24 protein-coding genes are annotated in these 26,389 nt (G+C 70.5%); 17 read left to right on the forward strand and 7 right to left on the reverse strand.

Features of this window, described 5'->3' with window-relative positions:
• Positions 1–5: 5 nt before the first annotated feature.
• Positions 6–2,138 carry a M14 family zinc carboxypeptidase gene (locus AC07PU_RS15865; protein WP_431511113.1) on the reverse strand — a complete coding sequence of 711 codons (2,133 nt, stop codon included), beginning with the start codon at positions 2,136–2,138 and terminating at the stop codon, positions 6–8.
• 134 nt (positions 2,139–2,272) lie between these two features.
• Here AC07PU_RS15865 and rrtA point away from each other — a divergent pair, with 134 nt between their 5' ends.
• From rrtA to fusA, 11 genes are all read left to right on the forward strand, one after another.
• Entirely contained in the window at positions 2,273–2,887 is a 615-nt protein-coding gene (gene rrtA / locus AC07PU_RS15870) for a rhombosortase (protein WP_495318696.1), read from the forward strand.
• A 121-nt stretch (positions 2,888–3,008) separates the two neighbouring features.
• Positions 3,009–3,131 carry a hypothetical protein gene (locus AC07PU_RS15875; protein ID WP_256223059.1) on the forward strand — a complete coding sequence of 41 codons (123 nt, stop codon included), beginning with the start codon at positions 3,009–3,011 and terminating at the stop codon, positions 3,129–3,131.
• Positions 3,128–3,226 (forward strand): K(+)-transporting ATPase subunit F, encoded by a 99-nt coding sequence (kdpF, locus tag AC07PU_RS15880; protein ID WP_057593567.1) that lies wholly within the window; start codon positions 3,128–3,130, stop codon positions 3,224–3,226. The genes AC07PU_RS15875 and kdpF overlap by 4 nt, the downstream gene beginning before the upstream one ends.
• A 1-nt stretch (position 3,227) precedes the next feature.
• Positions 3,228–5,033: a potassium-transporting ATPase subunit KdpA gene (gene kdpA, locus AC07PU_RS15885; RefSeq protein ID WP_495318699.1), complete on the forward strand. Its 1,806-nt coding sequence runs from the start codon at positions 3,228–3,230 to the stop codon at positions 5,031–5,033.
• A 13-nt stretch (positions 5,034–5,046) separates the two neighbouring features.
• A complete protein-coding gene (kdpB, locus tag AC07PU_RS15890) occupies positions 5,047–7,143 on the forward strand; it encodes a potassium-transporting ATPase subunit KdpB (RefSeq protein WP_093355182.1) in 2,097 nt (698 codons plus the stop codon).
• 12 nt (positions 7,144–7,155) lie between these two features.
• Positions 7,156–7,737, forward strand: a complete 582-nt coding sequence (kdpC, locus tag AC07PU_RS15895) for a potassium-transporting ATPase subunit KdpC (protein WP_093355185.1) — start codon at positions 7,156–7,158, stop codon at positions 7,735–7,737.
• Between the two features lie 54 nt (positions 7,738–7,791).
• Complete coding sequence (locus tag AC07PU_RS15900) at positions 7,792–8,199, forward strand: hypothetical protein (RefSeq protein WP_093355188.1); 408 nt, start codon at positions 7,792–7,794, stop codon at positions 8,197–8,199.
• On the forward strand, positions 8,189–8,326 hold the full coding sequence (locus AC07PU_RS15905) for a hypothetical protein (RefSeq protein WP_177239578.1): 138 nt from the start codon (positions 8,189–8,191) through the stop codon (positions 8,324–8,326). The genes AC07PU_RS15900 and AC07PU_RS15905 overlap by 11 nt, the downstream gene beginning before the upstream one ends.
• A gap of 25 nt (positions 8,327–8,351) precedes the next feature.
• Positions 8,352–11,111 (forward strand): DUF4118 domain-containing protein, encoded by a 2,760-nt coding sequence (locus AC07PU_RS15910; RefSeq protein WP_495318702.1) that lies wholly within the window; start codon positions 8,352–8,354, stop codon positions 11,109–11,111.
• 5 nt (positions 11,112–11,116) lie between these two features.
• Positions 11,117–11,809 carry a two-component system response regulator KdpE gene (gene kdpE, locus AC07PU_RS15915; protein WP_093355193.1) on the forward strand — a complete coding sequence of 231 codons (693 nt, stop codon included), beginning with the start codon at positions 11,117–11,119 and terminating at the stop codon, positions 11,807–11,809.
• 707 nt (positions 11,810–12,516) lie between these two features.
• Positions 12,517–14,535, forward strand: coding sequence for an elongation factor G (gene fusA / locus AC07PU_RS15920; protein WP_495318704.1), 2,019 nt, complete (start codon positions 12,517–12,519; stop codon positions 14,533–14,535).
• A gap of 48 nt (positions 14,536–14,583) precedes the next feature.
• On the opposite strand, the gene AC07PU_RS15925 is transcribed toward fusA, so the two are convergent.
• The 6 genes from AC07PU_RS15925 to AC07PU_RS15950 all read right to left on the reverse strand — a co-directional run bounded on the left by AC07PU_RS15925 (position 14,584) and on the right by AC07PU_RS15950 (position 21,022).
• Positions 14,584–15,714: a zinc-binding dehydrogenase gene (locus AC07PU_RS15925; protein ID WP_495318706.1), complete on the reverse strand. Its 1,131-nt coding sequence runs from the start codon at positions 15,712–15,714 to the stop codon at positions 14,584–14,586.
• Positions 15,715–15,826: 112 nt separating this feature from the next.
• The gene (locus AC07PU_RS15930; RefSeq protein ID WP_256223061.1) at positions 15,827–16,429 is read right to left on the reverse strand and encodes a dual specificity protein phosphatase family protein; all 603 of its coding nucleotides are present in this window, start codon (positions 16,427–16,429) and stop codon (positions 15,827–15,829) included.
• The gene (locus AC07PU_RS15935; protein WP_093355197.1) at positions 16,426–16,917 is read right to left on the reverse strand and encodes a hypothetical protein; all 492 of its coding nucleotides are present in this window, start codon (positions 16,915–16,917) and stop codon (positions 16,426–16,428) included. Before AC07PU_RS15935 ends, AC07PU_RS15930 begins: the two co-directional genes overlap by 4 nt.
• On the reverse strand, positions 16,914–18,062 hold the full coding sequence (locus tag AC07PU_RS15940; RefSeq protein ID WP_495318708.1) for an MGDG synthase family glycosyltransferase: 1,149 nt from the start codon (positions 18,060–18,062) through the stop codon (positions 16,914–16,916). Before AC07PU_RS15940 ends, AC07PU_RS15935 begins: the two co-directional genes overlap by 4 nt.
• 368 nt (positions 18,063–18,430) lie before the next feature.
• On the reverse strand, positions 18,431–19,876 hold the full coding sequence (locus AC07PU_RS15945; protein WP_208507474.1) for a nicotinate phosphoribosyltransferase: 1,446 nt from the start codon (positions 19,874–19,876) through the stop codon (positions 18,431–18,433).
• Positions 19,877–19,948: 72 nt separating this feature from the next.
• The gene (locus tag AC07PU_RS15950) at positions 19,949–21,022 is read right to left on the reverse strand and encodes a bifunctional nicotinamide-nucleotide adenylyltransferase/Nudix hydroxylase (RefSeq protein WP_495318710.1); all 1,074 of its coding nucleotides are present in this window, start codon (positions 21,020–21,022) and stop codon (positions 19,949–19,951) included.
• Positions 21,023–21,228: 206 nt separating this feature from the next.
• On the opposite strand from AC07PU_RS15950, the gene AC07PU_RS15955 reads away from it, so the two are divergent.
• The 6 genes from AC07PU_RS15955 (at position 21,229) to AC07PU_RS15980 (ending at position 26,363) form a co-directional block, all read left to right on the forward strand.
• Positions 21,229–22,029, forward strand: coding sequence for a pseudouridine synthase (locus AC07PU_RS15955; protein WP_057593553.1), 801 nt, complete (start codon positions 21,229–21,231; stop codon positions 22,027–22,029).
• Positions 21,996–23,129 (forward strand): winged helix DNA-binding domain-containing protein, encoded by a 1,134-nt coding sequence (locus AC07PU_RS15960; RefSeq protein ID WP_495318712.1) that lies wholly within the window; start codon positions 21,996–21,998, stop codon positions 23,127–23,129. Before AC07PU_RS15955 ends, AC07PU_RS15960 begins: the two co-directional genes overlap by 34 nt.
• 194 nt (positions 23,130–23,323) lie before the next feature.
• Complete coding sequence (locus AC07PU_RS15965) at positions 23,324–23,980, forward strand: response regulator (protein WP_057593551.1); 657 nt, start codon at positions 23,324–23,326, stop codon at positions 23,978–23,980.
• Positions 23,977–25,359: a sensor histidine kinase gene (locus tag AC07PU_RS15970; RefSeq protein WP_495318714.1), complete on the forward strand. Its 1,383-nt coding sequence runs from the start codon at positions 23,977–23,979 to the stop codon at positions 25,357–25,359. The genes AC07PU_RS15965 and AC07PU_RS15970 overlap by 4 nt, the downstream gene beginning before the upstream one ends.
• Before the next feature lie 124 nt (positions 25,360–25,483).
• Positions 25,484–25,822, forward strand: a complete 339-nt coding sequence (locus AC07PU_RS15975) for a hypothetical protein (RefSeq protein WP_296781516.1) — start codon at positions 25,484–25,486, stop codon at positions 25,820–25,822.
• Positions 25,823–26,021: 199 nt separating this feature from the next.
• A complete protein-coding gene (locus AC07PU_RS15980) occupies positions 26,022–26,363 on the forward strand; it encodes a hypothetical protein (protein WP_057593548.1) in 342 nt (113 codons plus the stop codon).
• Positions 26,364–26,389 lie beyond the last annotated feature (26 nt).

The following is a 26,389-nucleotide window of genomic DNA, read 5'->3' on the forward strand; positions in this document are numbered from 1 at the left end:
CGCGATCAGCGACGACGCCGGCGCGCGGCCACCAGGCCCGCCACGCCGAGCGCGGCCAGCGCCAGGTCGACCAGGTCCAGCGCGCCGCCGCTCCTGCGGAAGGGGAACGCGATCGGCATCACCGGCTGTTCCGGCGTGACCTCGGGCGCGGCCTTGACGTTCAGGAACGCGGCCGACACCGAGCCGGGCTTGTCGTCCTCGTTGATGCCCTGCACGTAGACCATGTGGCGGCCCGGTGCGAGGCCCGTGGTGTCGAGCATGCCGCTCGCGGTCCGGGTCGCTTCCTCGAGGCCGGGGCTGGCCTGGTCCGAGGCCGAGAGCGCCAGCGGGATGCCGACCGCGCCGGCCTCCCACGGCAGCTTGCCGACATAGGCCAGCGCCGTCTTGATCTTCTTGACGACCGGCACCGGCGGCGCCGGAATGTCCGACTGGCCAGGCTTCGAATAGAGGTAGCGGTTGTCGTCCACGGTCGCGGTGACGAGCGCCTTCGTTCCCGCCTGCACGGCCTCGGCGGCGATCTTCACGTCGACCGTGTCCGGTCCCTGCGGCAACTGGTAGGGCCGGTACAGCACGCGGCTCAGGTAGTGGAAGCCGTTGAAGTTCTCGGGATAGACCTCCTTGTTGAAGTTGTCGCAACTCTCGTAGAAGGAGCGGCCCATCTCCACCGTGTACGAAGGCGCGCCCAGGTAGCCGTAGACGGCGTCCTTGGTCGTTCCCTCGGTGTCGTAGCCGAGCACCTGCTGCGCCGAATACTTGTTGTGATAGGCCATGCGCTGCGCGATGGTGGCCAGCCCGAGGTTGTTGGGCGTCTGGATGTTGTTCTCGTTCTCGGAGCGCCGCACGCCCCAGGACCAGAGGATGGCGCGCGCCGCGCTGTGCAGGTCGATGAACACCCCGCCGCCGTAGTTCTCGTCGGCACCGGTCTTCCAGTCGAATTCGCCGGCACCGCCGTTGTCGCGGTTCTGCGCGTTGCAATAGGTCGCGCTCTTGGGCCGCCCGTCGGGCAGCGCACCGCCCTCCCACTTGCAGGCGGCCTGGTTCCAGCTGCCGCGCACGTAGTCGAGCACCACCTGCGTCTCGGGCTCGGAGACGGCCGCGGTGCCGCGATAGTCCTCGGCGCACTGGTTGTCGGAAGCCCCGGGCCCGCCCGTGCGCCAGCCGAACGGGTAGTTGCGGTTCAGGTCGACCCCGCCGCTGCGAGCCGTGCTGCAGGCGGCCGTGGCGTAGTTGGTGTTCTTGCGCTGCCGGGCCGTGATCTGCTGCTCGGCGATCGAGCGGCCATCGGGGTTGTGGACGACGAAGTGGTAGCGGTTGGTGTCGAGCATCATGCGGGCGTTCGCATCGGTCTCGTAGTTGTCGAGCAGCCACTCGATGTACTTCATGCCGACTTCCTGCGGGGCGTACTCGCGGGCATGGATGCCGCCGGTCCAGACCATGTTCGGCGGCTTCTGCGCCTGCGCGTCCTGCTTCTCGAAGTTGCCGGCCACGATCACGCGGATCGGGTAGGGCTCGGTGGGAAAGAGGCTCAGGTTGAAGGTGTTGAGAACGCTCGCGGGCAGGTACTTGACCAGCAGGTTGACCCAGGACGAATTCGTGTTGTTGTCGGAGTCCGTGCCGGGTTGCCGGTATTGGCCGCCCATCCAGGTCTTGCCGAGCGTCTGCACCTTCACCAGCTTCGGATACTTGGCGGCCAGCTCGTCGAAGCTGCTGTAGACCTGCCCGACGGTGCGGTAGCAGGCCGCATGCGAACCGCCGTCGGAGATCTTCTTCGTGCCCGGCGTGGTGTCCGGTGCGGACGAGGCCTGCTTGCCCACGCCCTTGGTGATGTAGTCGCGGATCCGGGCCGTCTCGGCCTCGTTGATCTGCACGGGAAGGCCCAGCATCCGCAGCTGCGCCAGTTCGCCCGGGCCGACCTCCGCCGACACCGTGCGGGCCTTCTGGTCCACGTAGGCATGGTCGAGCAGCCGGGTCAGGGCGTTGAGATCGTTGTCGCTGGCGTAGGGCACGACGATCGAATAGACCTGGACCCAGTCGCCGGTGTCGGGCGATTGCGCCGACACCGGGTGGCCGGCCGCGATGGCGGCGGCGAGCACGATGGACCATTGCGTGGGACGTGAGATGCGATGACTGATCCTCATGACAATTCCCCTTGTTTTGTTGAACAAAAATTGGCCGACCACAGCTTGAAGGCCCATCGGCCGGGGTTCGATAGTGATTACCCGGATTCCGCGCGCGGGCAGGCTGTGGAAGTCGCGCCGATACACTGCCGCGCATGCAAGACCCGCCGTCCTCCTCGCCGGTGCCCGCGCGCTGGCGCGGACCCGTCGTGCTCGCGAGCCTGATGCTCGCGCTGCAGGCGGGCGGCGAGCCGGTCTACGAGGCACTGCGCTACGAGCGCTCGGCCGTGCTCGGCGGCCAGCTCTGGCGCCTGCTCACGGCGCACCTGGTGCACCTCGGCTGGACGCATTGCCTGCTGAACCTCGGCGGGCTGGCCGTGTGCGCGGCGTTCGCGAAGGACCGCGCCGGCGCGCGCGCCTGGGCCGGCGCGCGCGCCTGGGCCGGCGCCTTCGTCGCGCTGGCGCTCGGCGTGAGCGCCTTGCTGCTGCTGGCATCGCCCCGGGTCGCGGACTACGCGGGGCTGTCGGGCGTGCTGTACGGCCTGTTCGTCTGGGTGCTCGCGCCGCAGGCCTGGCGCGGCGACCTGCCGGCCCGGCTGGCACTGGCCGTCGTGGCGGCCCGCATCGGCTGGCAGCTGTGGAGCGAGCCCACCGAGGCACAGCGTGCACTGATCGGCGGCGAGGTGCTGGTGCAGGCGCATCTCTATGGCGCGGCATGCGCCGTGCTGCTCGTGCTCGCGCAGGCGCTGCGCAGCCGTTCCCCCGCCTGATCCGACGCCGCCCCGGGCGGCGTTTTTACGCTTTCTTTACGGCCCCCCACCGACTCTTTCCCCCGTTTTGACGCGCATCTGCCGAGACTGCAATTCATCTTTTTGATAGCAGGAGTGATGCATGGACATCGTCTGGATGAGCGCCTTGCTGGCGCTATGGGTCGTGGTGGCGGCCATGGTCGTCGGGCTGAACCGGCTCGAGGGACCGAACCCGCCGGCAGCCAAAGAGGGAGACGCATCGTGATCGGCCTCGACGTCCTCTACGGCTTCGGCGCGCTGATCGCCGTGGTGCTGTTCGCCTACCTGGTTTTCGCGCTGATCTGCGCCGAGGAGTTCTGAGATGAGCGCCTCGGCCTGGGGCCTGCTGGCCCTCTTCTTCGCGCTGCTCCTGCTGCTGGCCTGGCCGGTCGGCAGGTTCCTCGCGGCGCTGTGCAACGAACGCGTGCCGCGCTGGATGGCACGCGTCGAATCCCCGTTCTACAAGCTGGCCGGCGTGGCGCCGGCGCAGTCGATGAACTGGCGCGTCTATGCGATGGCGCTGCTGGCCTTCAACACGGTCGGCGCGATCGTGGTCTACGGCCTGCAGCGGCTGCAGGGACTGCTGCCGCTCAACCCGGCCGGCATGGGCGCGGTGTCGCCCGACTCGGCCTTCAACACCGCCGTGAGCTTCGTCACCAACACCAACTGGCAAGGCTACGCGGGCGAGTCGACGATGAGCTACCTCACGCAGATGCTCGGCCTCACGGTGCAGAACTTCGTCTCGGCCGCGACCGGCATCGCGGTGGCGTTCGCGCTGGTGCGCGGCTTCGCGCGCCGCGGCGAAGGCCAGGGCAAGGGCCTGGTCGGCAACTTCTGGGCCGACATCGTGCGCGTCACGCTGTGGGTGCTGGTGCCGATCTCCTTCGTGCTGGCGGTGGTGCTGGTGGGCCAGGGCGTGATCCAGAACTTCGACGAGTACAAGGCGGCGACCACGCTCGAGACGACCGCGTTCCAGCAGCCCAAGGCCGGCCCCGACGGCCAGCCGCTGAAGGACGACAAGGGCGCGCCGGTGATGGAGGACGCCACCACCACGACGCAGACGCTGGCCATGGGCCCGGTCGCCTCGCAGGAGGCGATCAAGATGATCGGCACCAACGGCGGCGGCTTCTTCAACGCCAACTCGGCGCACCCCTACGAGAACCCGACCGCGCTGTCGAACCTGCTGCAGATGCTGGCGATCTTCCTGATCCCCGCGGCGCTGTGCTTCACCTTCGGCCGCGTGGTGGGCGACATGCGCCAGGGCTGGGCGGTGTTCGCGGCGATGGCGATCATGTTCGTGGTCGCGGTGATGGTGCTCACGCCCGCCGAGCAGGCCGGCAATCCGCTGCTCGGCCCGCTGGGCGTCGACCAGGCCGCGAGCACGCTGCAGTCGGGCGGCTACATGGAAGGCAAGGAAGTGCGCTTCGGCATCGACGCCTCGGCGCTGTTCGCCGCCGTGACCACGGCCGCCTCGTGCGGCGCGGTCAACCTCATGCACGACTCGCTGACGCCGATCGGCGGCATGGTGCCGCTGGTGCTGATGCAGCTCGGCGAGGTGGTGTTCGGCGGCGTCGGCTCGGGCCTGTACGGCATGCTGATCTTCGCGATGCTCGCGGTGTTCATCGCCGGGCTGATGATCGGCCGCACGCCCGAGTACCTCGGCAAGAAGATCGAGGTGCGCGAGATGAAGCTGCTGTCGATCGCGATCCTGGTGACGCCGATCCTGGTGCTCGTGGGCACCGCCATCGCGGTGGTCTCGGGCGCGGGCAAGGCCGGCATCGCCAACCCCGGCGCGCACGGCTTCTCCGAGATCCTCTATGCGCTGACCTCGGCCGCCAACAACAACGGCAGCGCCTTCGCGGGCCTGTCGGCCAACACGCCCTTCTACAACGCGCTGCTGGGCCTGGCGATGTGGTTCGGCCGCTTCGCGATGATCGTGCCGGTGCTCGCCATCGCGGGTTCGCTGGCCGCCAAGAAGCGTCTTCCGGTCACGGCCGGCACGCTGCCCACGCACGGGCCGCTGTTCGTTTCCCTGCTGATCGGCACCGTGCTGCTGGTCGGTCTGCTCAATTACGTGCCGGCGCTGGCCCTCGGGCCGATCGTCGAGCACCTGGTGCTCTGGAAGTAAGGAGGAGCACGTCATGACCACAACCAAGACTTCCCTGTCGCTGTTCGACGCGGCACTGGTGCGCCCCGCGCTGCGCGGCGCCTTCGCCAAGCTGAACCCGCGCACCCAGTGGCGCAACCCGGTGATGTTCATCGTCTACATCGGGAGCATCCTCACCACGCTGCTGTGGATCCACACGCTGAGCTTCCCGGGCGACACCGGCATGTCGCCGACCTTCGTGCTCGCGGTCACCGTGTGGCTCTGGTTCACGGTGCTGTTCGCCAACTTCGCCGAGGCGCTGGCCGAGGGCCGCAGCAAGGCCCAGGCCGCCTCGCTGCGCGGCCTGCGCAAGGACACCTGGGCCAAGAAGCTGGCCGAGCCGCAGCGCGACGCGAAGTGGCTGCCCGAGCAGGCGCCCAACCTGCGCAAGGGCGACGTGGTGCTGGTCGAGGCCGGCGACGTGGTCCCGCTCGACGGCGAGGTGATCGAGGGCGTGGCCTCGGTCGACGAGAGCGCCATCACCGGCGAATCGGCACCGGTGGTGCGTGAATCGGGCGGCGACTTCTCGGCCGTGACCGGCGGCACCCGCGTGCTGTCCGACTGGCTGGTGGTGCGCATCGCGGTGAACCCGGGCGAGTCCTTCCTCGACCGCATGATCGGCATGGTCGAGGCCGCGCGCCGCCAGAAGACGCCCAACGAGATCGCGCTGACCATCCTGCTGGTGGCGCTCACGCTGGTGTTCCTGATGGTCACGGTCACGCTGCTGCCGTTCTCGGTGTTCAGCGTGGAAGCCGCGGGCGCTGGCACGGTGGTCTCGCTGACCGCGCTGGTCGCGCTGCTGGTGTGCCTGATCCCCACCACCATCGGCGGCCTGCTGTCGGCCGTGGGCGTGGCGGGCATGAGCCGCATGATGCAGGCCAACGTGATCGCGACCTCGGGCCGCGCGGTGGAAGCCGCCGGCGACGTCGACGTGCTGCTGCTCGACAAGACCGGCACCATCACGCACGGCAACCGCCAGGCCAGCGCCTTCCTGCCGGCGCCCGGCGTCACCAAGGCACGCCTCGCGCGCGCCGCCATGCTGGCCTCGATGGCCGACGAGACGCCCGAGGGCCGCAGCATCGTGGAGCTCGCGCGCCGCGACGGGCTGGAACCGGCGCCGGTCGAGGACGCGCGCTTCGTGGCCTTCACCGCGCAGACCCGCATGAGCGGCGTCGACCTGCCGGCCGCGCCGAACAGCCTGGACACCGATCCCATCGTGCTGCGCAAGGGCGCGGTCGAGGCGGTGCGCCGGCACGTCGAGGCGCTCGGCGGCACGATGGCGCCCGAGCTGCTGCGTGCCTCCGAGGAAGCCTCGCGCCGCGGCAGCACGCCGCTGGCGGTGGCCGAGGGCGACCGCGTGCTCGGCATCGTCGAGCTCAAGGACATCGTCAAGACCGGCATCAAGGAGCGTTTCGCCGAGCTGCGCCGCATGGGCATCAAGACGGTGATGATCACCGGCGACAACCGGCTCACCGCCGCCGCCATCGCGGCCGAGGCCGGCGTGGACGACTTCCTGGCCGAGGCCACGCCCGAGGACAAGCTGGCGCTGATCCGCAAGTACCAGGCCGAGGGCCGGCTGGTCGCGATGACCGGCGACGGCACCAACGACGCGCCCGCGCTCGCGCAGGCCGACGTGGCGGTGGCCATGGGCAGCGGCACGCAGGCCGCGAAGGAGGCCGGCAACATGGTCGACCTGGATTCGAACCCGACCAAGCTGCTCGAGGTGGTGGAGACCGGCAAGGCGCTCTTGATGACGCGCGGCTCGCTGACCACCTTCTCGATCGCCAACGACGTGGCGAAGTACTTCGCGATCATTCCCGCGATCTTCGTCTCGACCTATCCGCAGCTCGCGGCGCTCAACGTGATGCGCCTCGCGAGCCCGTCGTCGGCGATCCTGTCGGCGGTGATCTTCAACGCGCTGGTGATCGTGTTCCTGATCCCGCTGGCGCTCAAGGGCGTGCGCTACCGGCCGGTGGGCGCCGCCGCGCTGCTGCGCCGCAACCTCGCCATCTACGGCCTGGGCGGCCTGCTCGTTCCCTTCATCGGCATCAAGCTGATCGACTGGCTGCTGGTCGCCATTCACCTGGTCTGAGGAGTTCCCATCATGAGCAACACCACCGGCGGCATCGTCCGCCCCGCCATCGTCGTCTTCGCGCTGCTGAGCGCGCTCACCGGCCTGATCTACCCGATGGCCGTCACCGGCGCCGCCAAGGCGGCCTTCCCCGCGCAGGCGGCCGGCAGCCTGATCGTGCTCGACGGCACCACCGTCGGCTCGAAGCTGATCGGCCAGAACTTCAGCGACCCCAAGCACTTCTGGGGCCGCCCCTCGGCCACCGCGCCGCAGCCCTACAACGCGAGCGCCTCGGGCGGCGCGAACCAGGGTCCGCTGAACCCGGCGCTGACCGATGCCGTGAAGGCGCGCGTGGAAGCGCTGCGCGCGGCCGACCCGGGCAACACCGCGCCGGTGCCGGTCGACCTGGTGACGGCCTCGGGCAGCGGCCTCGACCCCGACATCAGCCCGGCCGCGGCGCGCTACCAGGCGCCGCGCGTCGCGCGCGAGCGCGGCCTGCCGCTGGGGGAGGTCAACGCGCTGATCGATCGCCAGACCCAGCAGCCGCTGTGGGGGCTGCTCGGCGAGCCGCGCGTGAACGTGCTGGCGCTGAACCTCGCGCTCGACAAGCGCTGAACCCCGCATCGCAATCCGCAACCCGCAAAGCAGATCCAGGCAAAGGAGACCTGTATGGCCTACGCCGCTTACCGTGAACATCCCGTGTATTTCCGAAGTCCCGCCGCGGCCGGTGCCGCGATCGCCGCCACGGCGGCGCCGGTGCCGGCCGCTGCCCGCAAGGCCGGCGGCGACAGCTTCCACGTGCTCGACGTCACCGTCAGCTGTGCCGACGCGCTGCGCGTGCGCCGCAGCCTGGCCGGCTGCGCCGACGCCGGCGTGGTGCGCTGCGAACCGCTGCTGCACGGCTGCAGCTCGCAGGAGAGCGACGCGCCCTGCGTGCGGCTGATGATCCGCCTGCCGATGCGCAGCTACGCCGACGTGCTGCACCGCTTGATCGAATGCGTGCCCTCGGGCGAGATCGGCCGGCTGGTGAGCTGGCGCGAGCACCTCGCGCGCTGCGGACTGCGCCATGGCCACTGACTGGTTCCATGCGCTGCTCGCGCTGGCGGCGCTGTTCGTGCCGCTGGGCTTCGCCTGGCTGGTGCTGTCGCGCACCGCGCGGCGCCACGAGCACCGCGCCCGGCGCAAGGACGGTCCCGCGCGATGAGCCGATGCGCTAACCTGCGCTCCCGATGAGCGAGCTGTCCCGCCCCGACCCCGACGCGTTGATCGCCCAGCTGCGCAGCGACGAGGCGCGCGCGCGGCGCGGCAAGCTGCGCATCTACTTCGGCGCCAGCGCCGGCGTGGGCAAGACCTGGGCCATGCTGAGCGCCGCGCAGCGCGAGCGCAAGGCCGGGCGCGACGTGCTGATCGGCGTGGTCGAAACCCACGGCCGCGGCGAGACCGCCGCGCTGCTGGCGGGGCTCGATGCCCTGCCGCTGCGCGAGATCGCCTACCGCGGCCGCACGCTGGCCGAGTTCGACCTCGATGCCGCGCTGGCGCGCCAGCCTGCCGTGCTGCTGGTCGACGAGCTGGCCCACACCAACGCGCCCGGCTCGCGCCATGCCAAGCGCTGGCAGGACGTGCAGGAGCTGCTGGCCGCCGGCATCGAGGTCTGGTCGGCGCTCAACGTGCAGCACCTCGAGAGCCTCAACGGCACGGTCGGCGCCATCACCGGCGTGCGGGTGCACGAGACCGTGCCCGACTCGGTGCTCGACGAGGCCGACGAGGTGGTGCTGGTCGACGTCACGCCCGACGAGCTCACGGCGCGGCTCGCGGCCGGCAAGGTCTACCTGCCGCAGCAGGCCGAGCGCGCGGCGCAGAACTTCTTCCGCAAGGGCAACCTGATCGCGCTGCGCGAGATCGCGTTGCGCCGCACCGCCGAGCACGTGGAGGACGACGTGCGCGGCTGGCGCATCGAGCAGTCGGGCCCGGGCGCCGGCGGCCACGGCAAGGGCACCGGCCTGCAGGCCTGGAACACCTCGGGCGCGATCCTCGCGTGCGTGGGTCCGCACGAGGGCGCGGCGCAGACGGTGCGCACCGCCGCGCGGCTCGCGGGCCAGCTCAACGTGCGCTGGCATGCGGTGTACGTCGAGACGCCGCGGCTGCAGCGGCTGGCCGCGGCCGAGCGCGACCGCATCCTCGCGGTGCTGAAGCTGGCCGAGGAACTGGGCGCGGCCACCGCGGTGCTCACCGGTTCCGACGTGGCCGAGCAGCTCGCCGAGCAGGCGCGCCGGCTCAACTGCGCGACGCTGGTGCTCGGGCGCGCCGAGCCGGCCACCGGCTGGCCTCGCCTGTGGCTGGCGGCGCAGGTGCCGCTGGCGCGCGCGCTCGCGCAGCTGGCGCCCGCGCTCGACATCCTCGAGGTGGGTCGCGCCGACAGCGCGCGCCGGCTGTCGCGCTCGCCGCTGGGCGTGGCGGGGGCGCGCATCGACAGCGACGACCACGAGAAGGCGCCGATCCACTGGCCCGGCTATGCCTGGGCTGCGGCCACCAGCGTGGCGCTCACGCTGCTGTGCACGCCGCTGACCGGGGTGCTCGAGCTGTCGAACATCGTGATGCTGTTCCTGCTCGGCGTGGTGGGCGTGGCGATGCGCTTCGGGCGCGGGCCCTCGGCACTGGCGGCGCTGCTCAACGTCGCGGCCTTCGACTATTTCTTCGTGCCGCCGCGGCTGTCGTTCGCGGTCAGCGACGTGCAGTACGTGCTGACCTTCGCGATCATGCTGGGCGTGGGCCTGCTGGTGGGCCAGCTCACGGCCGGGCTGCGCTTCGCGGCCGGCGTGTCGACCAGCCGCGAGCGCCGCGCGCGCTCGCTGTTCGAGCTCACGCGCGAGCTCTCGGCCGCGCTCGAGAGCACGCAGGTGGTCGCGCTCGGCGCGGCCGCGGTGCAGGGCCACTTCGGCGGCCATGCGCTGGTGCTGGTGACCGATGCCGCCGACCAGCTGGTGGCGCCGGCCGATCCGCCGCCGGGCTTCGACGCGCAGGTGGCCGACTGGGCCTTCCGCCATGGCCAGAGCGCGGGCCTCGCCACCGCCACCCTGGCCGCGCAACCCTGGCACTACGTGCCGCTGCAGGCGCCGATGCGCGTGCGCGGCGTGCTCGCGCTCGAACCGGCGCAGCCGCGCTGGCTGCTGATCCCCGAGCAGGCGCAGCAGCTCGACACGCTGGCGCGGCAGATCGCGATCGCGCTCGAGCGCGTGCACTACGTCGAGGTGGCGCAGCAGGCGGTGGTCGAGATCGAATCGGAGCGGCTGCGCAACGCGCTGCTGGGCGCGATCTCGCACGACGTGCGCACGCCGCTGACCGCGCTGATCGCGCTGGCCGAATCGCTGCAGACCTTGCCGGCGGAAGAACACGCCGAGGCGGCGCGCGCGATCGTCGCGCAGGCGCACGAGCTGCATGCGCTGGTCAACAACCTGCTCGACATGGCGCGGCTCGAGAGCGGCATCGCGGGCGGCGCGGTCAACCTGCGGCGCGACTGGCAATCGGTCGAGGAGGTGGTGGGCTCGGCCATCCGCGCGGCGCGCACCGCGCTCGGCGCCACCGTGGTCCAGACCGCGCTCGATGCCGGGCTGCCGCTGGTCGAGTTCGATGCGGTGCTGATCGAGCGCGTGCTGGTGAACCTGCTCGAGAACGCCACCAAGTACGGCGCGCCGCCGATCGTGGTGGGCGCGCGCGCCGAGCCCGGCACGCTGGTGCTGAGCGTGCGCGACCATGGCCCCGGCCTGCCCGCGGCGCTGCTGGGCCACGAGCAGAAGCTGTTCGACAAGTTCACGCGCGGCGAGGTCGAGTCGGCCACGCCGGGCGTGGGCCTGGGCCTGGCGATCTGCAAGGCGGTGGTGAGCGCCCATGGCGGCGAGATCGTGGCCGCCAACGCGCGCGGCGGCGGTGCAGAATTCACGGTCACGCTCCCGCGCCGGGAGCCGCCCGAACCGGCCGAAGCCCCGCTCTGACCCCCATGCCAGCCCCCACCGCCATCGTGATCGAGGACGAGCCGCAGATCCGTCGCTTCGTGCGCGGCGCGCTCGAGGCCGAGGGCTGGCTGGTGCACGAGGCCGGCACGCTGCGCGACGGCCTCGCCGCGGCCGGCACGCGCCAGCCCGACCTGCTGGTGCTCGACCTGGGCCTGCCCGACGGCGACGGCGTCTCGCTGATCCGCGACGTGCGCGGCTGGTCGGCGGTGCCGATCATCGTGCTGTCGGCGCGCAGCGACGAGGCCGACAAGATCGCCGCACTCGACGCCGGCGCCGACGACTACCTGACCAAGCCCTTCGGCACCGGCGAACTGCTCGCGCGCGTGCGCGCCAACCTGCGGCGCCCGCGCGCGGCCAGCAGCGAGGAGGTGCCCGAGGCGCTGTTCCGCTTCGGCGAGATCGAGCTCGACCGCGCCGCGCGCATCGTGCGCCGCGCCGGTGCCGAGGTGCACCTCACGCCGACCGAGTACCGACTGCTGTCGGTGCTGGCGGCGAACGCGGGGCGCGTGCTGACGCAGCGCCAGCTGCTGCGCGAGGTCTGGGGGCCGTCGCACACGGACCAGAGCCACTACCTGCGGATCTACATGGGGCATCTGCGGCAGAAGCTCGAGGACGATCCGGCGCAGCCGCGGCATCTGCTGACGGAGACTGCGGTGGGGTATCGGCTGGTCGTGTAGCTCTTTGTCGATGACGGCTTGGGGCGCGTGCACAGGACAGCGGGTACTTCCCTCCGCGAATGTCCCCCGGCCTGCGGCCTCCTCCTTGATTTCGCTGCGGGAAGCACCCGCTGCCCTGTGCACGGAGGCGCTGCGGTGGTGCCGGCCGCACAACAACGATTGCGTCCAGGCTCACGTCGATGGGGTACTCCCCGCAGCGAAATAAAGGAGGAGCCGAAGGCGGGGGACATTCGCGGAGGGGAGTACCCCGTCGGCGTGAGCCCGTCCCAGTCCGTAAAGTGGCATCCGACCAACAAGCCAGACAACAAGGCTTGTCTTCCGAACCAGCCACACCCACAATCCGCCCCACCATGAAATTCACCCAAGCCATCGAAGCCGGCCTCACCGCCACCTGACATCGCCTTCGATCGCGTTCGGAAGGCGTTGCGCCTTCCGGTACTGAAAACCCCGGCAGGCCCGTCCTCCGGGGTTTTGTCTTTTCCGCCTCTCACTTCTTCATCGCCATGCGTACCTACGACAAGCTGATCGCCACGATTCGCCTCCGCCGGAGCGTGGCTTCCGTGCGCCCGGGCTCCGGCCGCCGCATCAGCAGATTGCACGACACCGTTCGTCGCTAGCCCTCAGGCGAATCCTTTCCGCCTGGGGGCCGGCACATGCCCACCAGGCTCTCGAAGCCGTGCTTCGAGCCAGAGAAAGAAAGATTCGCCATGACCCACACACCCAGGAACCTGCGCAACATCGGCATCATTGCCCACGTCGACGCCGGCAAGACCACCACCACCGAACGCATCCTGTTCTATGCCGGCGAGAGCCATCGCATCGGCGACGTGAGCCGCGGCACCGCGCGCATGGACTTCGATGCGCAGGAGCGCAAGCGTGGCATCACCATCAGCAGCGCCGCCATCACGCTGCAGTGGAACGCGACCCAGATCAACCTGATCGACACGCCGGGCCACATCGATTTCAACATCGAGGTGAACCGCTCGCTGCGCGTGCTCGACGGGGCTGTGGTCGTGTTCGACGGCGTGGCCGGCGTGGAGCCGCAGACCGAGACCAACTGGCGCCTCGCGGACCGCTATCGCGTGCCGCGCATCGCCTTCGTCAACAAGCTCGATCGCCTGGGCGCGGACTTCCCGCGCGTGATCGCGATGATGGAAGAACGCCTGGGCGTGAAGGCCGTGGCGGTGCAGTGGCCGATCGGCGCGGAAGGCGACTTCCGCGGCGTGGTCGACCTGCTGGGTTTGCGCGCGCTGGTCTGGGACCTCGACGATGCGAGCCGGCCGTACCGCGTGACCGAGGTGCCCGCCGAGCTGATGGCCACCGTGTTGCAACAACGCGCGCGTCTGGTGGAGCTTGCCGTCGAGCAGGACGAGGCCGCGATGGGGGCCTACCTGAACGGCGAGGAGCTCCCGGTCGAGGTGCTGCGCGACTGTATCCGCAAGGGCGTGCTGGCCGGTGCCTTCGTGCCCGTGCTCGCGGGCTCGGCCTTCCGCAACCGCGGCGTGGAGCCGCTGCTCGACGCCATCGTCGACTGGCTGCCGAAGCCCGGCGAGGTGGCGCTGCCCTGCGATCCGCAGGCGCCGTTCGCGGCGCTGGCGTTCAAGGTGGCCAGCGACGACCACGGCGCGATGGTGTTCGTGCGTGTCTACAGCGGCCGGTTGCGGCGCGGCGACAGCATGCTCGACGCCACCACCGGCCGCATCGAGCGCGCGGCACGGCTGTACGAGGTGCAGGCGGGCGACCGCATCGAACGCGACGAACTGGTGGCCGGCGACATCGCCGGCATCGTCGGGCTGAAGGACACGCTGACCGGCCACACGCTGTGCGACCGGCACCATCCGGTGCAGCTCGAACAGATCGGCGTGCCCGAGCCCGTGCTCCACGTCGCGATCGAGCCGAAGGCGCAGGCCGACCAGCAGGCGCTGGCGAAGGCGTTGCAGCTGCTGCTGCGCGAGGACCCGAGCCTGCGGCTGCGGCAGGACGCCGAGTCGGGCCAGACCATCGTGTCGGGCATGGGCGAGCTGCAGCTCGAGGTCTCGATCGAGAAGCTGCGCGAGCGCTTCGGCGTCGAAGTGTCGGTGGGACGGCCCCAGGTCGCCTGCCGTGAAACGGTATCGAAGGAAACGGAGGTGCACCATGTGCACAGGAAACAGAACGGCGGCCAGGGCCAGTTCGCGGAGCTGAAGCTGCGCATCGCCCCGCGCGGGCGCGGCGAAGGCATCGCGTTCGAGAACCGGGTGGTGGGCGGCGCGATCCCGCGCGAGTTCATCCCCGCGATCGAGGCCGGCATCCGCCGTGCCGCGCAGTCGGGCGTGCTGGCCGGGTATCCCTGCGTGGACTTCGTGGCCACGCTGCTCGACGGCAGCCACCATGAACGCGACTCGTCGGCGATGGCCTTCGAGTTCGCGGCCGCCGCGGCCTTTCGCGAAGCGGCGGCGCAGGCCGGGCCGCAGTTGCTCGAGCCGGTGATGGCCGTGGAAGTGACCACGCCCGCCGAGCACGTGGGCGACTGCATCGGCGACCTGCACCGGCGGCGCGGCATGGTGCGCGGCCAGGCGATGCGCGGCAACGCGATCGTGGTCGAGGCCCATGTGCCGCTGGCGCGGATGTTCGGCTACATCGGCAACCTGCGCGCGCTGTCCTCGGGCCGCGCGCAGTACGCGATGCAGTTCGACCACTACGCCGTGGTGCCTGCGGGCGAGATGGCCGGCCTCGTGAAACGTTGACGGCCCCAGAGGGCGACCCGCGAGGGTCGCCCTTTTTTTTCGTCTATTTCAGGCCGCGATGCCCTTGTTGGGATTGAGCAGGAACTTCTCGCCCGTCGCCTGCTTGCCGTAGACGCCGATCGCATCGAGCTGCAGCGCCTCGGTCAGCGAGACCTCGCGCGTGTAGCGGCTCGCGAAGGTGGTCTTGAGCTCGGCCACCACGCGTGCGCGCAGGCGCTGCGTGCCTTCGGCGCCGAGCTTCTGCAGGAACGGGAACAGCAGCCAGCCGCCCATGCCCCAGGCCATGCCGAAGTTGCGCACGAACTCGGTCGGGCCACGGTCGAGGCCGCCGTAGATGTAGACCTGCTTGTGCGTGGTCGAGCCGTAGCGGCTGTATTCCTTGGCGGTGCGGTTGAGCGCCGCTTCCATGCAGCCGAGGATCTGGCCCGCGAGCTTGCCGCCGCCGGTGGCGTCGAAGGCCAGCGTGGCGCCGGTCTCGACCAGGGCTTGCGTGAGATCGTCGAGGAAGGTGGGCGAGGCGGCGTTGCAGACGTACTTGGCGCCGAGGCTGCGCAGCAGCGCTTCCTGCTCGGGCTTGCGCACGATGTTGACGAGCGCGATGCCGTCCTTCTGGCAGATCTTGTTGAGCATCTGGCCGAGGTTGGAGGCGGCTGCCGTGTGGACCAGCGCGGTATGGCCTTCGCGCTTCATGGTCTCGACCATGCCGAGCGAGGTCAGCGGATTGACAAAGCACGACGCACCGTCGGCCGGCGCGGTGCCTTCGGGCAGTTCGAGGCATTGCGCGACGGCCACCGCGCGGTATTGCGAGTACATGGCGCCGCCGATCGCGGCCACGGTCTTGCCGAGCAGGGCCTGGGCCTCGGGGGAAGACCCGGCCTTCACGACCGTGCCCGCGCCCTCGTTGCCCACGGGCATCGACTGGTCGAGCCGGCCCGCCATCGCGGGGCGCGCGCGCTCGGGCACGGTGGCGGTGACGACCGGGCGCTCGGCGCTGCCCGAGGCCTTGGCGGTCGTCATGTCGGCGGCACCGAACAGCAGGCCGAGGTCCGAGGGATTCATCGGCGAAGCCTCGACGCGGATCACGACCTCGTGGGCCTGCGGTTCGGGGATGGGTTCGTCGTGCAGCGAGAGCTCGAGCTCGCCGTTCGAACGGACGAGGGAACGCAGTTGGAGTGCCATGGCGGATGCCCCTTGTGAAGCGGATGAAGCGTGTGCGGAAGGTGGGTGCGACCGGCCGCCGGGGGCCGGCGCGGGCCAGTATAGGAGCGGGCCGCGAAGCCTGCTGGCGCCTTCAGGACAGCCCCGGAACCGCCGGTGTCGCGGGTGCCTGGGCCAGCGCGTGGCGCATCTTCTCGGGGTCCACGCGCTCGATGTAGCGCGGGATGTTGCGCCACAGCGTGTGGTAGCCGTAGCCGCCGCGCAGCATCTCCTGGCGCGCGGCCTCCTTGTCCCAGCCCTGCAGCGCCATGCGGTAGACGGCGGAGACGACGCCGGTGCGGTCGGCGCCGTGCATGCAGTGGATCAGCACCGGCCCGTGCCGTTCGGCGTCGAGGATCGCGTGCAGCGCGCGCTGCACCTTCGCGTCGTCGATGTCCCAGGTGTTGATCGGCACGCGCACCAGCCGCATGCCATGGCCCGCGAACACCTTGCGGTCGTCGTTGAAGGAACGCAGGCTGACCACGGTGCGGATGCCGAGCGACTGCAGCGCCGCCACGTCCTTCGCGCGCGGCTGGGCGCTGCGGTAGAGCGTGGGCGTGAGGCGGTGCAGGTTCTCCACGCCCAGCGCATCGAGCGGATCGGCCCAGTGGTCGGGCCGCTCCGCGGGCGCGGCCTGCGCCTCGCGCTGCGCCCGGCGGGCCTCGCGCATGCGGCGCACGATGTTCGCGCGGCTCATCGGCGCGGCCAGTGCCGGCGCACCAGGATCAGCGCGGCGACCGCGAGGCCGCCCCAGTAATCGACCGGCGCGCCCCACATCCAGTGCTTGTGCCAGAAGGCCTTGGTGGGATTGAAGTTGTCCCAGCCGAAGGCCGGGTTGATGAGGAACCAGAGGAAGTCCTCGCAGACCCAGAACACGATCAGGCCCGCGAGCGCGAGGCCCCAGTCGCGCAGCTTCCAGCGGCCCGAGAAGGCCAGCGGCGAGAAGAACACCAGCGCCATGAAGGTGAAGACCCAGGCGTGGTAGCCGGTCATCGCGCGACCGCCCCAGAAGATGTCGAGCCAGATGCTGTTCTCGATGCGCCAGGTCGGCAGCGAGGTGGCCCAGCCGGCGCCGCCCTCGATCTGGATCTCGGCATTGGCGAAGAAGAAGGCCATGGTGACGACCCAGAGCAGGTACACCAGCGTGCGGCCCACGGTGGGCCGGTCTTCGTTGCGCCAGCTCATGCCGAAGGCCCCAGCACGCGATCGAGCACCGCGCGCGCGGCCCGTGGCTTGCCCAACGCCTTGCTGCGCTGGGCCATGTGGGCGAGCTTGGCCGGATCGGCCATCAGCCGCGCGACCTTGTACTCGAGGCCGATGGCATCGTAGGCGAGCCAGCCCGCGCCTTCCTCCATCAGGAAGCCGGCGTTGTGCTCCTCCTGGCCGGGGATCGGCGAGATCAGCAGCATGGGCTTGCCGAGCGCGAGGCATTCGGAGACCGTGAGGCCGCCGGGCTTGGTGACGACGAGGTCGGACGCGGCCATGAGCTTGTGCATCTCGTTGGTGAAACCGACGGCCACCACGCGGCCCGGATGGCGCGCCGCGAGGGCCTGCAACCGGCCGTGCATCTCGGCATTGCGGCCGGCCACGGCGATCACCTGGAAGCGGCCGCCGGGTTGGTCGCCGGCGCCGAGCGCGAGCACGCGCTCGACCATGCTCGAGAGATCGCCCACGCCGGCGCCGCCCGAGACCATCAGCAGCACGGGCCGCGCGGGATCGAGGCCGAGCGCGGCGGCGCAGGCGTCGCGCTCCAGCGCGTCGGGTTCGGAGAAGGCGGGCATGACGGGAATGCCGGTGACGTGGATGCGCTCGGACGGAATGCCGCGCGCGCGCAGCCGGAACGCGACCTCCTCGGTGGCCGCGAGGTAGCCGGTCATGCCCGGCACCAGCCACATGTTGTGCAGGTCGTAGTCGGTGACCTGCAGCCACACCGGATACTCGATGCGCCCGCGGTTACGCTCGCGCATCAGCAGCTCGGCCGGCAGGAAGTGGGTGCAGATCACCGCATCGGGCTTCTCGCGCCGGATCTCGCGCACCAGCGCGACGGTGCTCAGCCGCTCGATGCCGCGGCGCATGCGCTGCGAGGGCGCGTGGTGCGGCGTGACGTCGGTGCGCTGGTGCAGGTACGACCAGAGCTCGGGTGCGCGGTTCACGAGCTGGATGTACCAGTCGGTGTAGACCTTGCGAAAGCCCGCGGGCACGTGGGCCATGGCGTCGATGTGGACCGCCGGGCAGGGCGGGCTGAGGGCTTGGGCGGTGGCGGCGAGGGCCTGGGCGGCCCGCACGTGGCCGTTGCCCGCGCTCACGCTGAGGATCAGGAGTTTGGTCATGTGTTCGGCGGTCTGCGCGGATTATGGCTAGGGCTTGTGGCAGTGCTGATCGGCGGGCGTTCCATGGGTTGGGGCGGGCTCTCCGACGGGCGTTCCACGGTTCGGGGCGGGCTCACGCCGATGGGGTACTCCCCTCCGCGAATGTCCCCCGGCCTGCGGCCTCCTCCTTTATTTCGCTGCGGGGAGTACCCCATCGACGTGAGCCTGGACACGGCGGTCGAACCGGCCGCATAACCCGAGCGCGTCTCGTGCACAGGGTATCGGGTGCTTCCCGCAGCGAAATAAAGGAGGAGCCCGAAGGGCGGGGGACATTCGCGGAGGGAAGTACCCGGTGCCCTGTGCACGCGCCCCCGGCCCAAACAAACCGATCAGAGCGGCGCCCGAGAAGTAACCAACCGCCCCACCCCAGAAGCGGCAAGTCCACGGATCCCTTCGAAGCTGCTCTCCCGAACGATCCGCCCGTTCTCGTACACGGTCTCGAGCAGATCCACCTGCCCAGGCTCCAGAACTTGCTCGGCACGTTGCGTACGCACTTCGCCGTCGGCGGAAGCAGCCAGCACCAGCCGCCCCTTCTTCGAGGTCTTGCTCGTGTCGCCCACGGGTGCCTTGTAGACGTCGCGCCATTCGCCGTCGACCTGCATCGCCGAGCACTTCATCGCCCATTGCATGGTGTCGCGGTTCACCTGCTGCAGCAGCCCGCCGCCCATGCCGAAGGCGATGTTCTCGGCCGAGAAGCCGTTGTGGAAGAAATTGGACAGGCACAACCGCAACGAATCGAGCGTCACCCCGTCGCCCTGGATGATGCGCACGTTGTTCAGCACCCGGAAGCCCTTGGCATTGGTGGTCGTGCCGAAGCGCTCGGCCAGGATCTGCGCCACCTTCAGCGTCGTCTCGGCCGGGTCGCCCGAGTCGGGGCGCACCACCAGCGTCGCGCCCGAGCGGATCACCTGCTCGCGCAGCGCATCGCCCCACAGGCGGGCGCAGGCGTTGAAGATGTCATAGCTGTCGCTCACCACTGCGAAGATTGCGCCAGGCTTGCCGAACTGCGCCACCATGTTGCGATAGGCATCGGCCTCGTGCTCGCGGCCCCAGCCCGTGATGGTGCTGTGCTCGGCCGCGGGGATCGAGAAGCCCGCCACGTCGCAGTCGTAGTAGCGGCGCGCGGCCAACAACGCGCTCAACGTGTCGGTGCCCATGAAGTTGACCAGGTGGGCCATGCCGCCGAGCGCCGCCGATTCGAGGCTCGAGACCCCGCGCGCGCCGAAGTCGTGCAGCTTGAACGCGATCTGGCCCTGCGGATCGTCGCAGGTGGCCTCGAGGTAGCGCAGCAGAGTCGTCTTGGCCGCGGCCGAGACCGTGGCCACCGTCGTCGGATACCAGATCGCGCGCAGCAGCTCGGTCTCGAGGAAGCTCGTGACCCAGAAGAACTCGGGGTCGGTGTTCTCGATCGTCGCGAGCACGTTGTGCACCGGCAGCACGCTGCCCTCGGGCACCGCGCGGATGCGCACCGGCATCAGCCCGCCATGCTTCTCGATCAGCCGCAGCCAGCCTTCGCGGTTGAAGGGCTCGCCGTGCACCGCCATCAGCGCGGCGGCTTCGTCCACGTCGTCGCGCGTCACCGGCGTCTGCAGGTATTCGCGCAGGTAGGCCTGCAGTCCGAAGAACAGCGAATGGCTGAAGAGCCCGCCGCGCGACTCGATGTAGCTGAACACCGTCTGCGTGCCCGGCGGGTATTGCATCCAGTGCGACACCTTGTAGGAGTCGGTGCGCAGCAGCAGGTTGCTGCCGAGGGAGGGAGAGAGCGTGCGGTTCATGTGAAAGCTCCTTTCACGGTGGCACCCGTCAACCGGGGCCGTACTTGCTGACAAGGCCCGGGGCGAGTTCTCTCAGGACTTGCCCAGGCCACCCAGGAAATGATTGGCGATGAAGAAGTGGTCTTCGTAGACCCGCTCCTGCATGCCGAGGAATTCGGCGATCGGCACCCAGCGCACCGCGGCCGCGTCGTCGTCGGCGCGCACGTCCGACAGGCCCGCCCACTGGTTGTGCGCGAGCTCGAAGAAGAAGCCGTGCGTGATCGTGCGGCCGCGCTGCGAGCGCTCGGGCGCGTCGAACACGTGGTTGGCCTTCATGCTGCCGTGGAGCACGGGCACCGGCACCTTGAGGCGCGTCTCCTCCTTGAGTTCGCGCACCGCGGCATCGAGCAGCCGCTCCTGCTGGCCCACGAAGCCGCCGGGCAGCGCCCAGGTGCCGCGCCCCGGATGGAACTTGCGCTGCACCATCAGGATGTGGCCGGCCTCGACCACCACCGCGTCGACCGTGGTGTAGATCGGCGGGAAGTCGCTGCCCGCGTAGCGGTACTTGTCGCGGTAGTCGGCGAGGAAGGCGCGCTCCTCGCAGAGCTCGGCATAGTCGGCCGTCGAGGTGAAGCGTTCGAGAAAGGCCGCGCTGCCCTCGGGCAGGTCGGCGCGCGCGAGCTGGCCGCGGTTCTCGGGATCGAAGTAGAGGTTTCGCACGTCGGTGGCGTTGAGGCTCTCGACGTTGTGCTGGCCCACGAACTCCCAGTGCGGGAACAGCTTGAGGTAGTAGCTCGAGGCGTCCTTGAGGTGCCCCACCAGCGCCACCTTGGCCTGCGCGGGCGCGAGGCCGTCCTGCAGGATCAGCCGCTCGACCGCCGACTGGATCGACGCGATCCACAGCTGGTCGTTGTAGGGCGAGTCGCCGACGCCGACCACGCTCACGCGCATCTGGTCGCCGCCGCGCAGGCAGGCGCGCACCATGCGTTCGCGTTCGTCGAAGGTGAAGGGGTTCTTGACGCTGCGCGGCGTGCGGTCGGAGCCGACCACCACGATCACGCGATCGGCCGCGCGGGCGGCTTCCTCGATGAGTCTCTGGTGACCGAAGTGGACGGGCTGGAAGCGCCCGATGACGATGGCGTAGTGGTACTTGCGTGTGGTGCTCATTTGGGAATCCCCCAAAAAGGGCGCGATCAACTCGCGCTTGCATTCAGGATAGCCGGGCCGCGCGCGGCTCGCAAGCACGCCGAAAGAACTACACCTCGCGGCGCTGGCGATAATCGGCCATGCCCGCGCCTCCTCCTTCCAACGGTCCGTCCTCCTTTCGCCGCGCACCCGCGCCGCAGTCCGCGCAGGCCCCGGCCGACGGCCCCATGCGGCTCAACAAGCGCATGGCCGAACTCAAGATCTGCTCGCGCCGCGAGGCCGACGAATGGATCGCCAACGGCTGGGTCAAGGTCAACGGCAAGCCGGCCGAGATGGGCGTGAAGGTCACGCCCGCCGACCGCATCGAGATCGACAAGGCGGCCAAGGGCCAGCAGGCCAACCAGGTCACCATCCTCATCAACAAGCCCATCGGCTACGTCAGCAGCCAGGCCGAGGACGGCCACGAGCCCGCGGTCACGCTGTTCACGCCCGCCAACCGCTGGGCCGAGGACAACGCGCGCTTCTTCTTCAACCCGCAGCAGCTGCGCGGCCTTGCGCCCTGCGGCCGGCTCGACATCGATTCCATCGGCCTGCTGGTGATGACGCAGGACGGCCGCGTCGCGCGCCAGCTGATCGGCGAGGACTCGACGATGGAGAAGGAGTACCTGGTGCGCGTGGCCTACCACGGCCTGGGCCAGCCCGCGCCCACCGGCCAGCTGGTGCGCATGGACGACGACGACCCGGTCACGACCAACGTGCAGGCCGTGTTCCCGCCCGCCATGCTCGCCAAGCTGCGCCATGGCCTGAGCCTCGACGGCCAGGCGCTCAAGCCCGCGCGCGTCGAATGGCAGAACCCCGAGCAGTTGCGCTTCGTGCTGACCGAAGGCAAGAAGCGCCAGATCCGCCGCATGTGCGAGCTGGTCGGCCTCAAGGTGGTGGGGCTCAAGCGCGTGCGCATCGGCAAGGTCATGCTCGGCAACCTGCCGCTGGGTCAATGGCGCTACCTGGCACCGCACGAGAAGTTCTGAGCCTGCGCGCGCTGAACCGCGCCACGCTGGCGCGGCAGATGCTGCTGGCGCGCCAGCGCCTGCCGGTCGCGCAGGCCATCGAGCGCCTCGCGGGACTGCAGGCGCAGGCACCCAATCCGCCTTATGTCGGCCTCTGGAGCCGGCTCGAGGAGTTCCCGCGCGAAGCGCTGACCGAGGCGCTGCGCCGGCGCCGCGTGGTGCGGCTGTCGATGATGCGCGCGACCCTGCACCTGGTGAGCGCGCGCGATGCGCTGGCCTGGCGGCCGTTGCTCGATGCGGCGCACCAGCGCGGTTTGCTGGGCAACCACAAGCGCGCGCTCGAAGGCGTCGACCGTGCGCAGGCGCTGGCCATGGGCCACGCACTGCTCGACGAGCGTGCGCGCACCAGCACCGAGCTCGGCCAGGCCTTGCTCGAACGCTGGCCGAACAGCGAACCGGCCTCGCTCGCCGGGCTGATCCGCAACAACCTGCCGCTGGTGCACCTGCCGCCTGCGGGCAGCTGGAATTCGCACCAGAACGCGCTGCTGCAGCGGCTCGGCACCTGGCTCGGCAAGGAGGAAGAAGAGCAGGGCGCTGCCACGCAGGACGACCTGCTGCTGCGCTACCTCGCCGCCTTCGGTCCCGCGACCCTGGCCGATGCCGGTGCGTGGTCGGGCCTCACGGGCTGGAAGGCCGTGGCCGAGCGGCTCGGTGCGCGACTGCGCCGCTTCGAGGGCCCGCTGGGCGAAACGCTGTTCGACTTGCCGCGCGCGCCGCGTCCCGACGAAGCGACGCCCGCGCCGCCGCGCCTGCTCGCCGAGTGGGACAACCTGCTGCTCGCGCACGACGACCGCGCCCGCGTGCTCGACGAGGCGCATCGCCCGCGCGTGTTCACCATCAACGGCATCGTGCGCGGCACGGTGCTGATCGACGGCTTCGTCGCCGGCACCTGGAAGATCGAGCGCGCGAAGGGCACCGCCACCGCCGTGCTCGAACCCCTCGCGCGCTGGCCCTCGGCCGGGCGCGAGGGCGCCGAGCAGGAGGCGCTGCGCCTTCTGGCCTTCGCCGCCGACGCGCCCGGCGAGCGCCATGCGGTGCGCGTCGCGCGGCCCGCTGCCTGAGCGGCGCCTGACCCCTCGGGTGGTACGGCGCCTAAGCACCGTCTAAGTATTCGCCCTTAGTCTGCGCCGCGGCGCAGGCACTACCGATCATCCCGTTCGCGTGCTACCTTGCGGCCCGGACCCGACGCCCCCTGGCGCACGGCCGTGCCGCAAGGCGGTGCGGCGCTTTCTGCGTGATATGAGGAGTCGCTGCGATGCGCGTTCTGCTGGTGGAAGACGATGAAATGATCGGGCGCAGCCTGAAACAGGCGCTCGAGGGCGCGGGCTGGTCGGCCGACTGGGTGCGCGACGGCGAGCTCGCGCAGAGCGCGCTCGGCGACGGCGGCTACACCTGCGTACTGCTCGACCTGGGCCTGCCGCGCCAGGACGGCACCGAGGTGCTGCGCCGCGCGCGCGAACGCGGCGATGCCACGCCGGTGCTGGTGCTCACGGCGCGCGACGGCCTCGACGACCGCATCCACAGCCTCGACCTCGGCGCCGACGACTACCTGCTCAAGCCCTTCGAATTCCGCGAGCTGCTCGCGCGCATGCGTGCCATCGTGCGCCGCCGCGATGGCGCCGCGCATTCGCTGGTGGGCAGCGGCGCGCTGCAGCTCGACCTCACGACGCGCGAGGTGGTGGTCAACGGCAACCGCGAGGCGCTGACCGCGCGCGAGTTCGCGCTGCTGCATGCGCTGCTCGAACGCCCGGGCGCGATCCTCTCGCGCGAGCAGCTCGAGAACCGCATCTACGGCTGGGGCGAGGAGGTCACGAGCAACGCGATCGACGTGCTGATCCACGGCATGCGCCGCAAGCTCGGCGCCGAGTCGATCCGCAACGTGCGCGGTCTCGGCTGGCGCGTCGCCGCGTGACGGCGGACAAGGGCGGCTGGCGCCGGCCGCGTTCGCTGCGCACCCAGCTGCTGCTGTGGCTCATCACGCTGCATCTCGCGGCGGCGGTGCTCACGGCCTGGTTCTCGTTCCTGGCCTACGGCAACCTGGTGCACAACGCGCTCGACGACCAGATGCGGCTGGTGGCCGAGTCGTATGCGGGCGGCGACCAGTCGCGCACGCCGCGCCTCTTGAACAGCGATGCCGTGCTCGAGCACGGCGCCTTCGTCGTACAGATCTGGAGCCCCGACGGCAGCCGGCTGCTCAGCAGCTCCTGGCCCGACCTGCCGATGCCGCTGCAGCCGCGCCCGGGCTTCGGCGACCTGCGCACCGGGCCGCAGCCCTGGGCCCACTGGCGCGCCTTCACGGCCGAGCCCGGCACGCATGCCGACCAGCGGCGCGTGCAGGTGCTGCAGAACGAGGACTACCGGCGCCAGCGCGCCCTGCGCCGCGCGCTGCTCGAGGGCCTGCCGATCACGCTGCTGCTGCCGGTGGCGCTGCTCGCGCTGTGGCTGATCGTCTCGGCCGCCTCGCGCTCGCTGCGCGCGGTGGCGCGCGACGTGGCCTCGCAGGACGAGCGCAGTCCCACCGACCTGCCGCTGGCGCGCGTGCCCGACGAGATCGCGCCGCTGGTCGCCTCCTTCAACCACCTGCTGGGCCGCGTGCGCAGCGCCTTCGCCACGCAGCGCCGCTTCGTGCAGGACGCCGCGCACGAGCTGCGCACGCCGATGGCCGCGATCGGCCTGCAGATCGAGAACCTGCGCTCGCACATCCCGGCCGGCGAAGCCACCGAGCGCTTCAATCAGCTCGAGGCCGGCGTGACGCGCGCCAAGCACCTGATCGAGCAACTGCTGAGCCTCTCGCGCCAGGACGCGCCGCGCCGCGCGACGGCGCGCGAGGCGGTCGACATCGAGGTGCTGCTGCGCGAGAGCGTGAGCCAGCTCATGGTGCTGGCCGATGCGCGCCAGGTCGACGTGGGCTTCGAGGGCAGCATCGCGCCCGTGGTGTTCGCGCCCGCGGCCGAACTGCGCAGCGTGTTCGACAACCTGATCGACAACGCGCTGCGCTATGCGCCCGAGGGCGGCGTGGTCGACGTGAAGCTGCATGCGGTGAGCGGCCACGGCGTGGTGGACGTGCTCGACAACGGGCCGGGCATTCCGGCCGATGCGATGACGCGCGTGTTCGACCGCTTCTTCCGCGTGCCGGGCGCGGCCGCCGGCGGCAGCGGGCTGGGGCTCGCGATCGCGCGCACCGCGGCCGAGCGCAACGGGCTGCGCATCGAGCTGAGCAACCGCGAGGACGGGCGCGGCCTGCGCGCGCGCGTGCACCTGCCGGCCGAGCCCGAGCCGGAAAAGTCGTAGCGAGCCCTCACGCGGCGCGAAGTTTTTGCTCAGCCCCTGCTGAGAGTCGCGGCCTAGAGTGAATCTCCAGGGCCGAGGGGCCGCATGTCGCGGCCATCGCGAGCCCGCTCTCAAGGAGTTCGCCATGCAGATCGCATTCTTCTCTTCGCGCCGGCTCGCCCTCATCGCGGCCGCGGGCGCCGTGGTGGCGCTGGCCCCGATGGTGGCCGCGCAGGCCGACGAGGCCGACGGTTCGGAGCACGTGCTGCAGTTCCAGTCGCAGCGCTCGCGCGCTGACCTCGCGCGCGATGCCACCGAGGCCACGCAGACCGCGACCGCCTCGCCGATGGTCTCGCAGGAGACCGCGCCGCCGATGGAGCGCGCGCAACCCGGGCTCACGCGCGACAGCGTCAGCGCGCTCGCGGCCCAGGCCGAGCGCGAGGGGCGCATTCCGTACGGCGAGGTGGGCGCGGCCGGCGAATGAATGCCTTCGTGCCACCTTCAGCGGCCGATTTAGGAAGTTCGTTGAACGTCGGCGAAGAAGCGCGCAACGCCCGCTAAGGCTCGCGTAACTCTTTACTCACGCTGCCCTCAGTCGGCCTGCCTAGAGTGCGTCCAGGCCTGCCGCGCGCCCGTCGGCGCCGGCACGAGGCCGGGGACAACCTGTGACCAGGAGAACACGCATGCGCACTTCTTTCAAGCTTCTCGCCGTCGCCTCCTTCGCCGCGCTCGCGGCGACGGGCGCCATCACCGCATCGGCCCAGGAAAAGATGGACGGTTCGGACTACCACCCGCTGCAGATGAATTCGCCCGCCAGCGCCGAGATCCAGGCCGCGGCCATGGCCGCTGCGCGCCCGAGCGGCACCGAGTCCATCGGCCAGTCGACCAGCGCGCCCGCGATGAATTCGGTGACGCCGGTGTCGGACATCCAGGCCGGCGCCTACGCGGCTTCGCACCCGAGCGGCACCGAGTCGATCGGCCAGTCGACCTCGGCACCGCTGGTGAAGTCGGCCACCGGCAGCTGAGCGATCCGCGCTTCGGCGCCATGAAA

The organism is Variovorax sp. GW821-FHT10D07, assembly GCF_059415325.1.

What these genes read in the sequence shown, in the direction of transcription:
- AC07PU_RS15910 (WP_495318702.1), top strand. Translation starts at nt 8,352, where the DNA reads ATGAGCGAGCTGTCCCGCCCCGACCCCGACGCGTTGATCGCCCAGCTG.
- kdpC (WP_093355185.1), top strand. Translation starts at nt 7,156, where the DNA reads ATGAGCAACACCACCGGCGGCATCGTCCGCCCCGCCATCGTCGTCTTC.
- AC07PU_RS15875 (WP_256223059.1), top strand. Translation starts at nt 3,009, where the DNA reads ATGGACATCGTCTGGATGAGCGCCTTGCTGGCGCTATGGGTCGTGGTG.
- AC07PU_RS15955 (WP_057593553.1), top strand. Translation starts at nt 21,229, where the DNA reads ATGCGGCTCAACAAGCGCATGGCCGAACTCAAGATCTGCTCGCGCCGC.
- AC07PU_RS15935 (WP_093355197.1), bottom strand. Translation starts at nt 16,917, where the DNA reads ATGAGCTGGCGCAACGAAGACCGGCCCACCGTGGGCCGCACGCTGGTG.
- AC07PU_RS15925 (WP_495318706.1), bottom strand. Translation starts at nt 15,714, where the DNA reads ATGGCACTCCAACTGCGTTCCCTCGTCCGTTCGAACGGCGAGCTCGAG.
- AC07PU_RS15940 (WP_495318708.1), bottom strand. Translation starts at nt 18,062, where the DNA reads ATGACCAAACTCCTGATCCTCAGCGTGAGCGCGGGCAACGGCCACGTG.
- AC07PU_RS15965 (WP_057593551.1), top strand. Translation starts at nt 23,324, where the DNA reads ATGCGCGTTCTGCTGGTGGAAGACGATGAAATGATCGGGCGCAGCCTG.
- kdpB (WP_093355182.1), top strand. Translation starts at nt 5,047, where the DNA reads ATGACCACAACCAAGACTTCCCTGTCGCTGTTCGACGCGGCACTGGTG.
- rrtA (WP_495318696.1), top strand. Translation starts at nt 2,273, where the DNA reads ATGCAAGACCCGCCGTCCTCCTCGCCGGTGCCCGCGCGCTGGCGCGGA.
- AC07PU_RS15865 (WP_431511113.1), bottom strand. Translation starts at nt 2,138, where the DNA reads ATGAGGATCAGTCATCGCATCTCACGTCCCACGCAATGGTCCATCGTG.
- AC07PU_RS15960 (WP_495318712.1), top strand. Translation starts at nt 21,996, where the DNA reads ATGGCGCTACCTGGCACCGCACGAGAAGTTCTGAGCCTGCGCGCGCTG.
- fusA (WP_495318704.1), top strand. Translation starts at nt 12,517, where the DNA reads ATGACCCACACACCCAGGAACCTGCGCAACATCGGCATCATTGCCCAC.
- AC07PU_RS15980 (WP_057593548.1), top strand. Translation starts at nt 26,022, where the DNA reads ATGCGCACTTCTTTCAAGCTTCTCGCCGTCGCCTCCTTCGCCGCGCTC.
- AC07PU_RS15945 (WP_208507474.1), bottom strand. Translation starts at nt 19,876, where the DNA reads ATGAACCGCACGCTCTCTCCCTCCCTCGGCAGCAACCTGCTGCTGCGC.
- kdpA (WP_495318699.1), top strand. Translation starts at nt 3,228, where the DNA reads ATGAGCGCCTCGGCCTGGGGCCTGCTGGCCCTCTTCTTCGCGCTGCTC.
- AC07PU_RS15930 (WP_256223061.1), bottom strand. Translation starts at nt 16,429, where the DNA reads ATGAGCCGCGCGAACATCGTGCGCCGCATGCGCGAGGCCCGCCGGGCG.
- kdpE (WP_093355193.1), top strand. Translation starts at nt 11,117, where the DNA reads ATGCCAGCCCCCACCGCCATCGTGATCGAGGACGAGCCGCAGATCCGT.
- AC07PU_RS15950 (WP_495318710.1), bottom strand. Translation starts at nt 21,022, where the DNA reads ATGAGCACCACACGCAAGTACCACTACGCCATCGTCATCGGGCGCTTC.
- AC07PU_RS15975 (WP_296781516.1), top strand. Translation starts at nt 25,484, where the DNA reads ATGCAGATCGCATTCTTCTCTTCGCGCCGGCTCGCCCTCATCGCGGCC.
- AC07PU_RS15900 (WP_093355188.1), top strand. Translation starts at nt 7,792, where the DNA reads ATGGCCTACGCCGCTTACCGTGAACATCCCGTGTATTTCCGAAGTCCC.
- AC07PU_RS15905 (WP_177239578.1), top strand. Translation starts at nt 8,189, where the DNA reads ATGGCCACTGACTGGTTCCATGCGCTGCTCGCGCTGGCGGCGCTGTTC.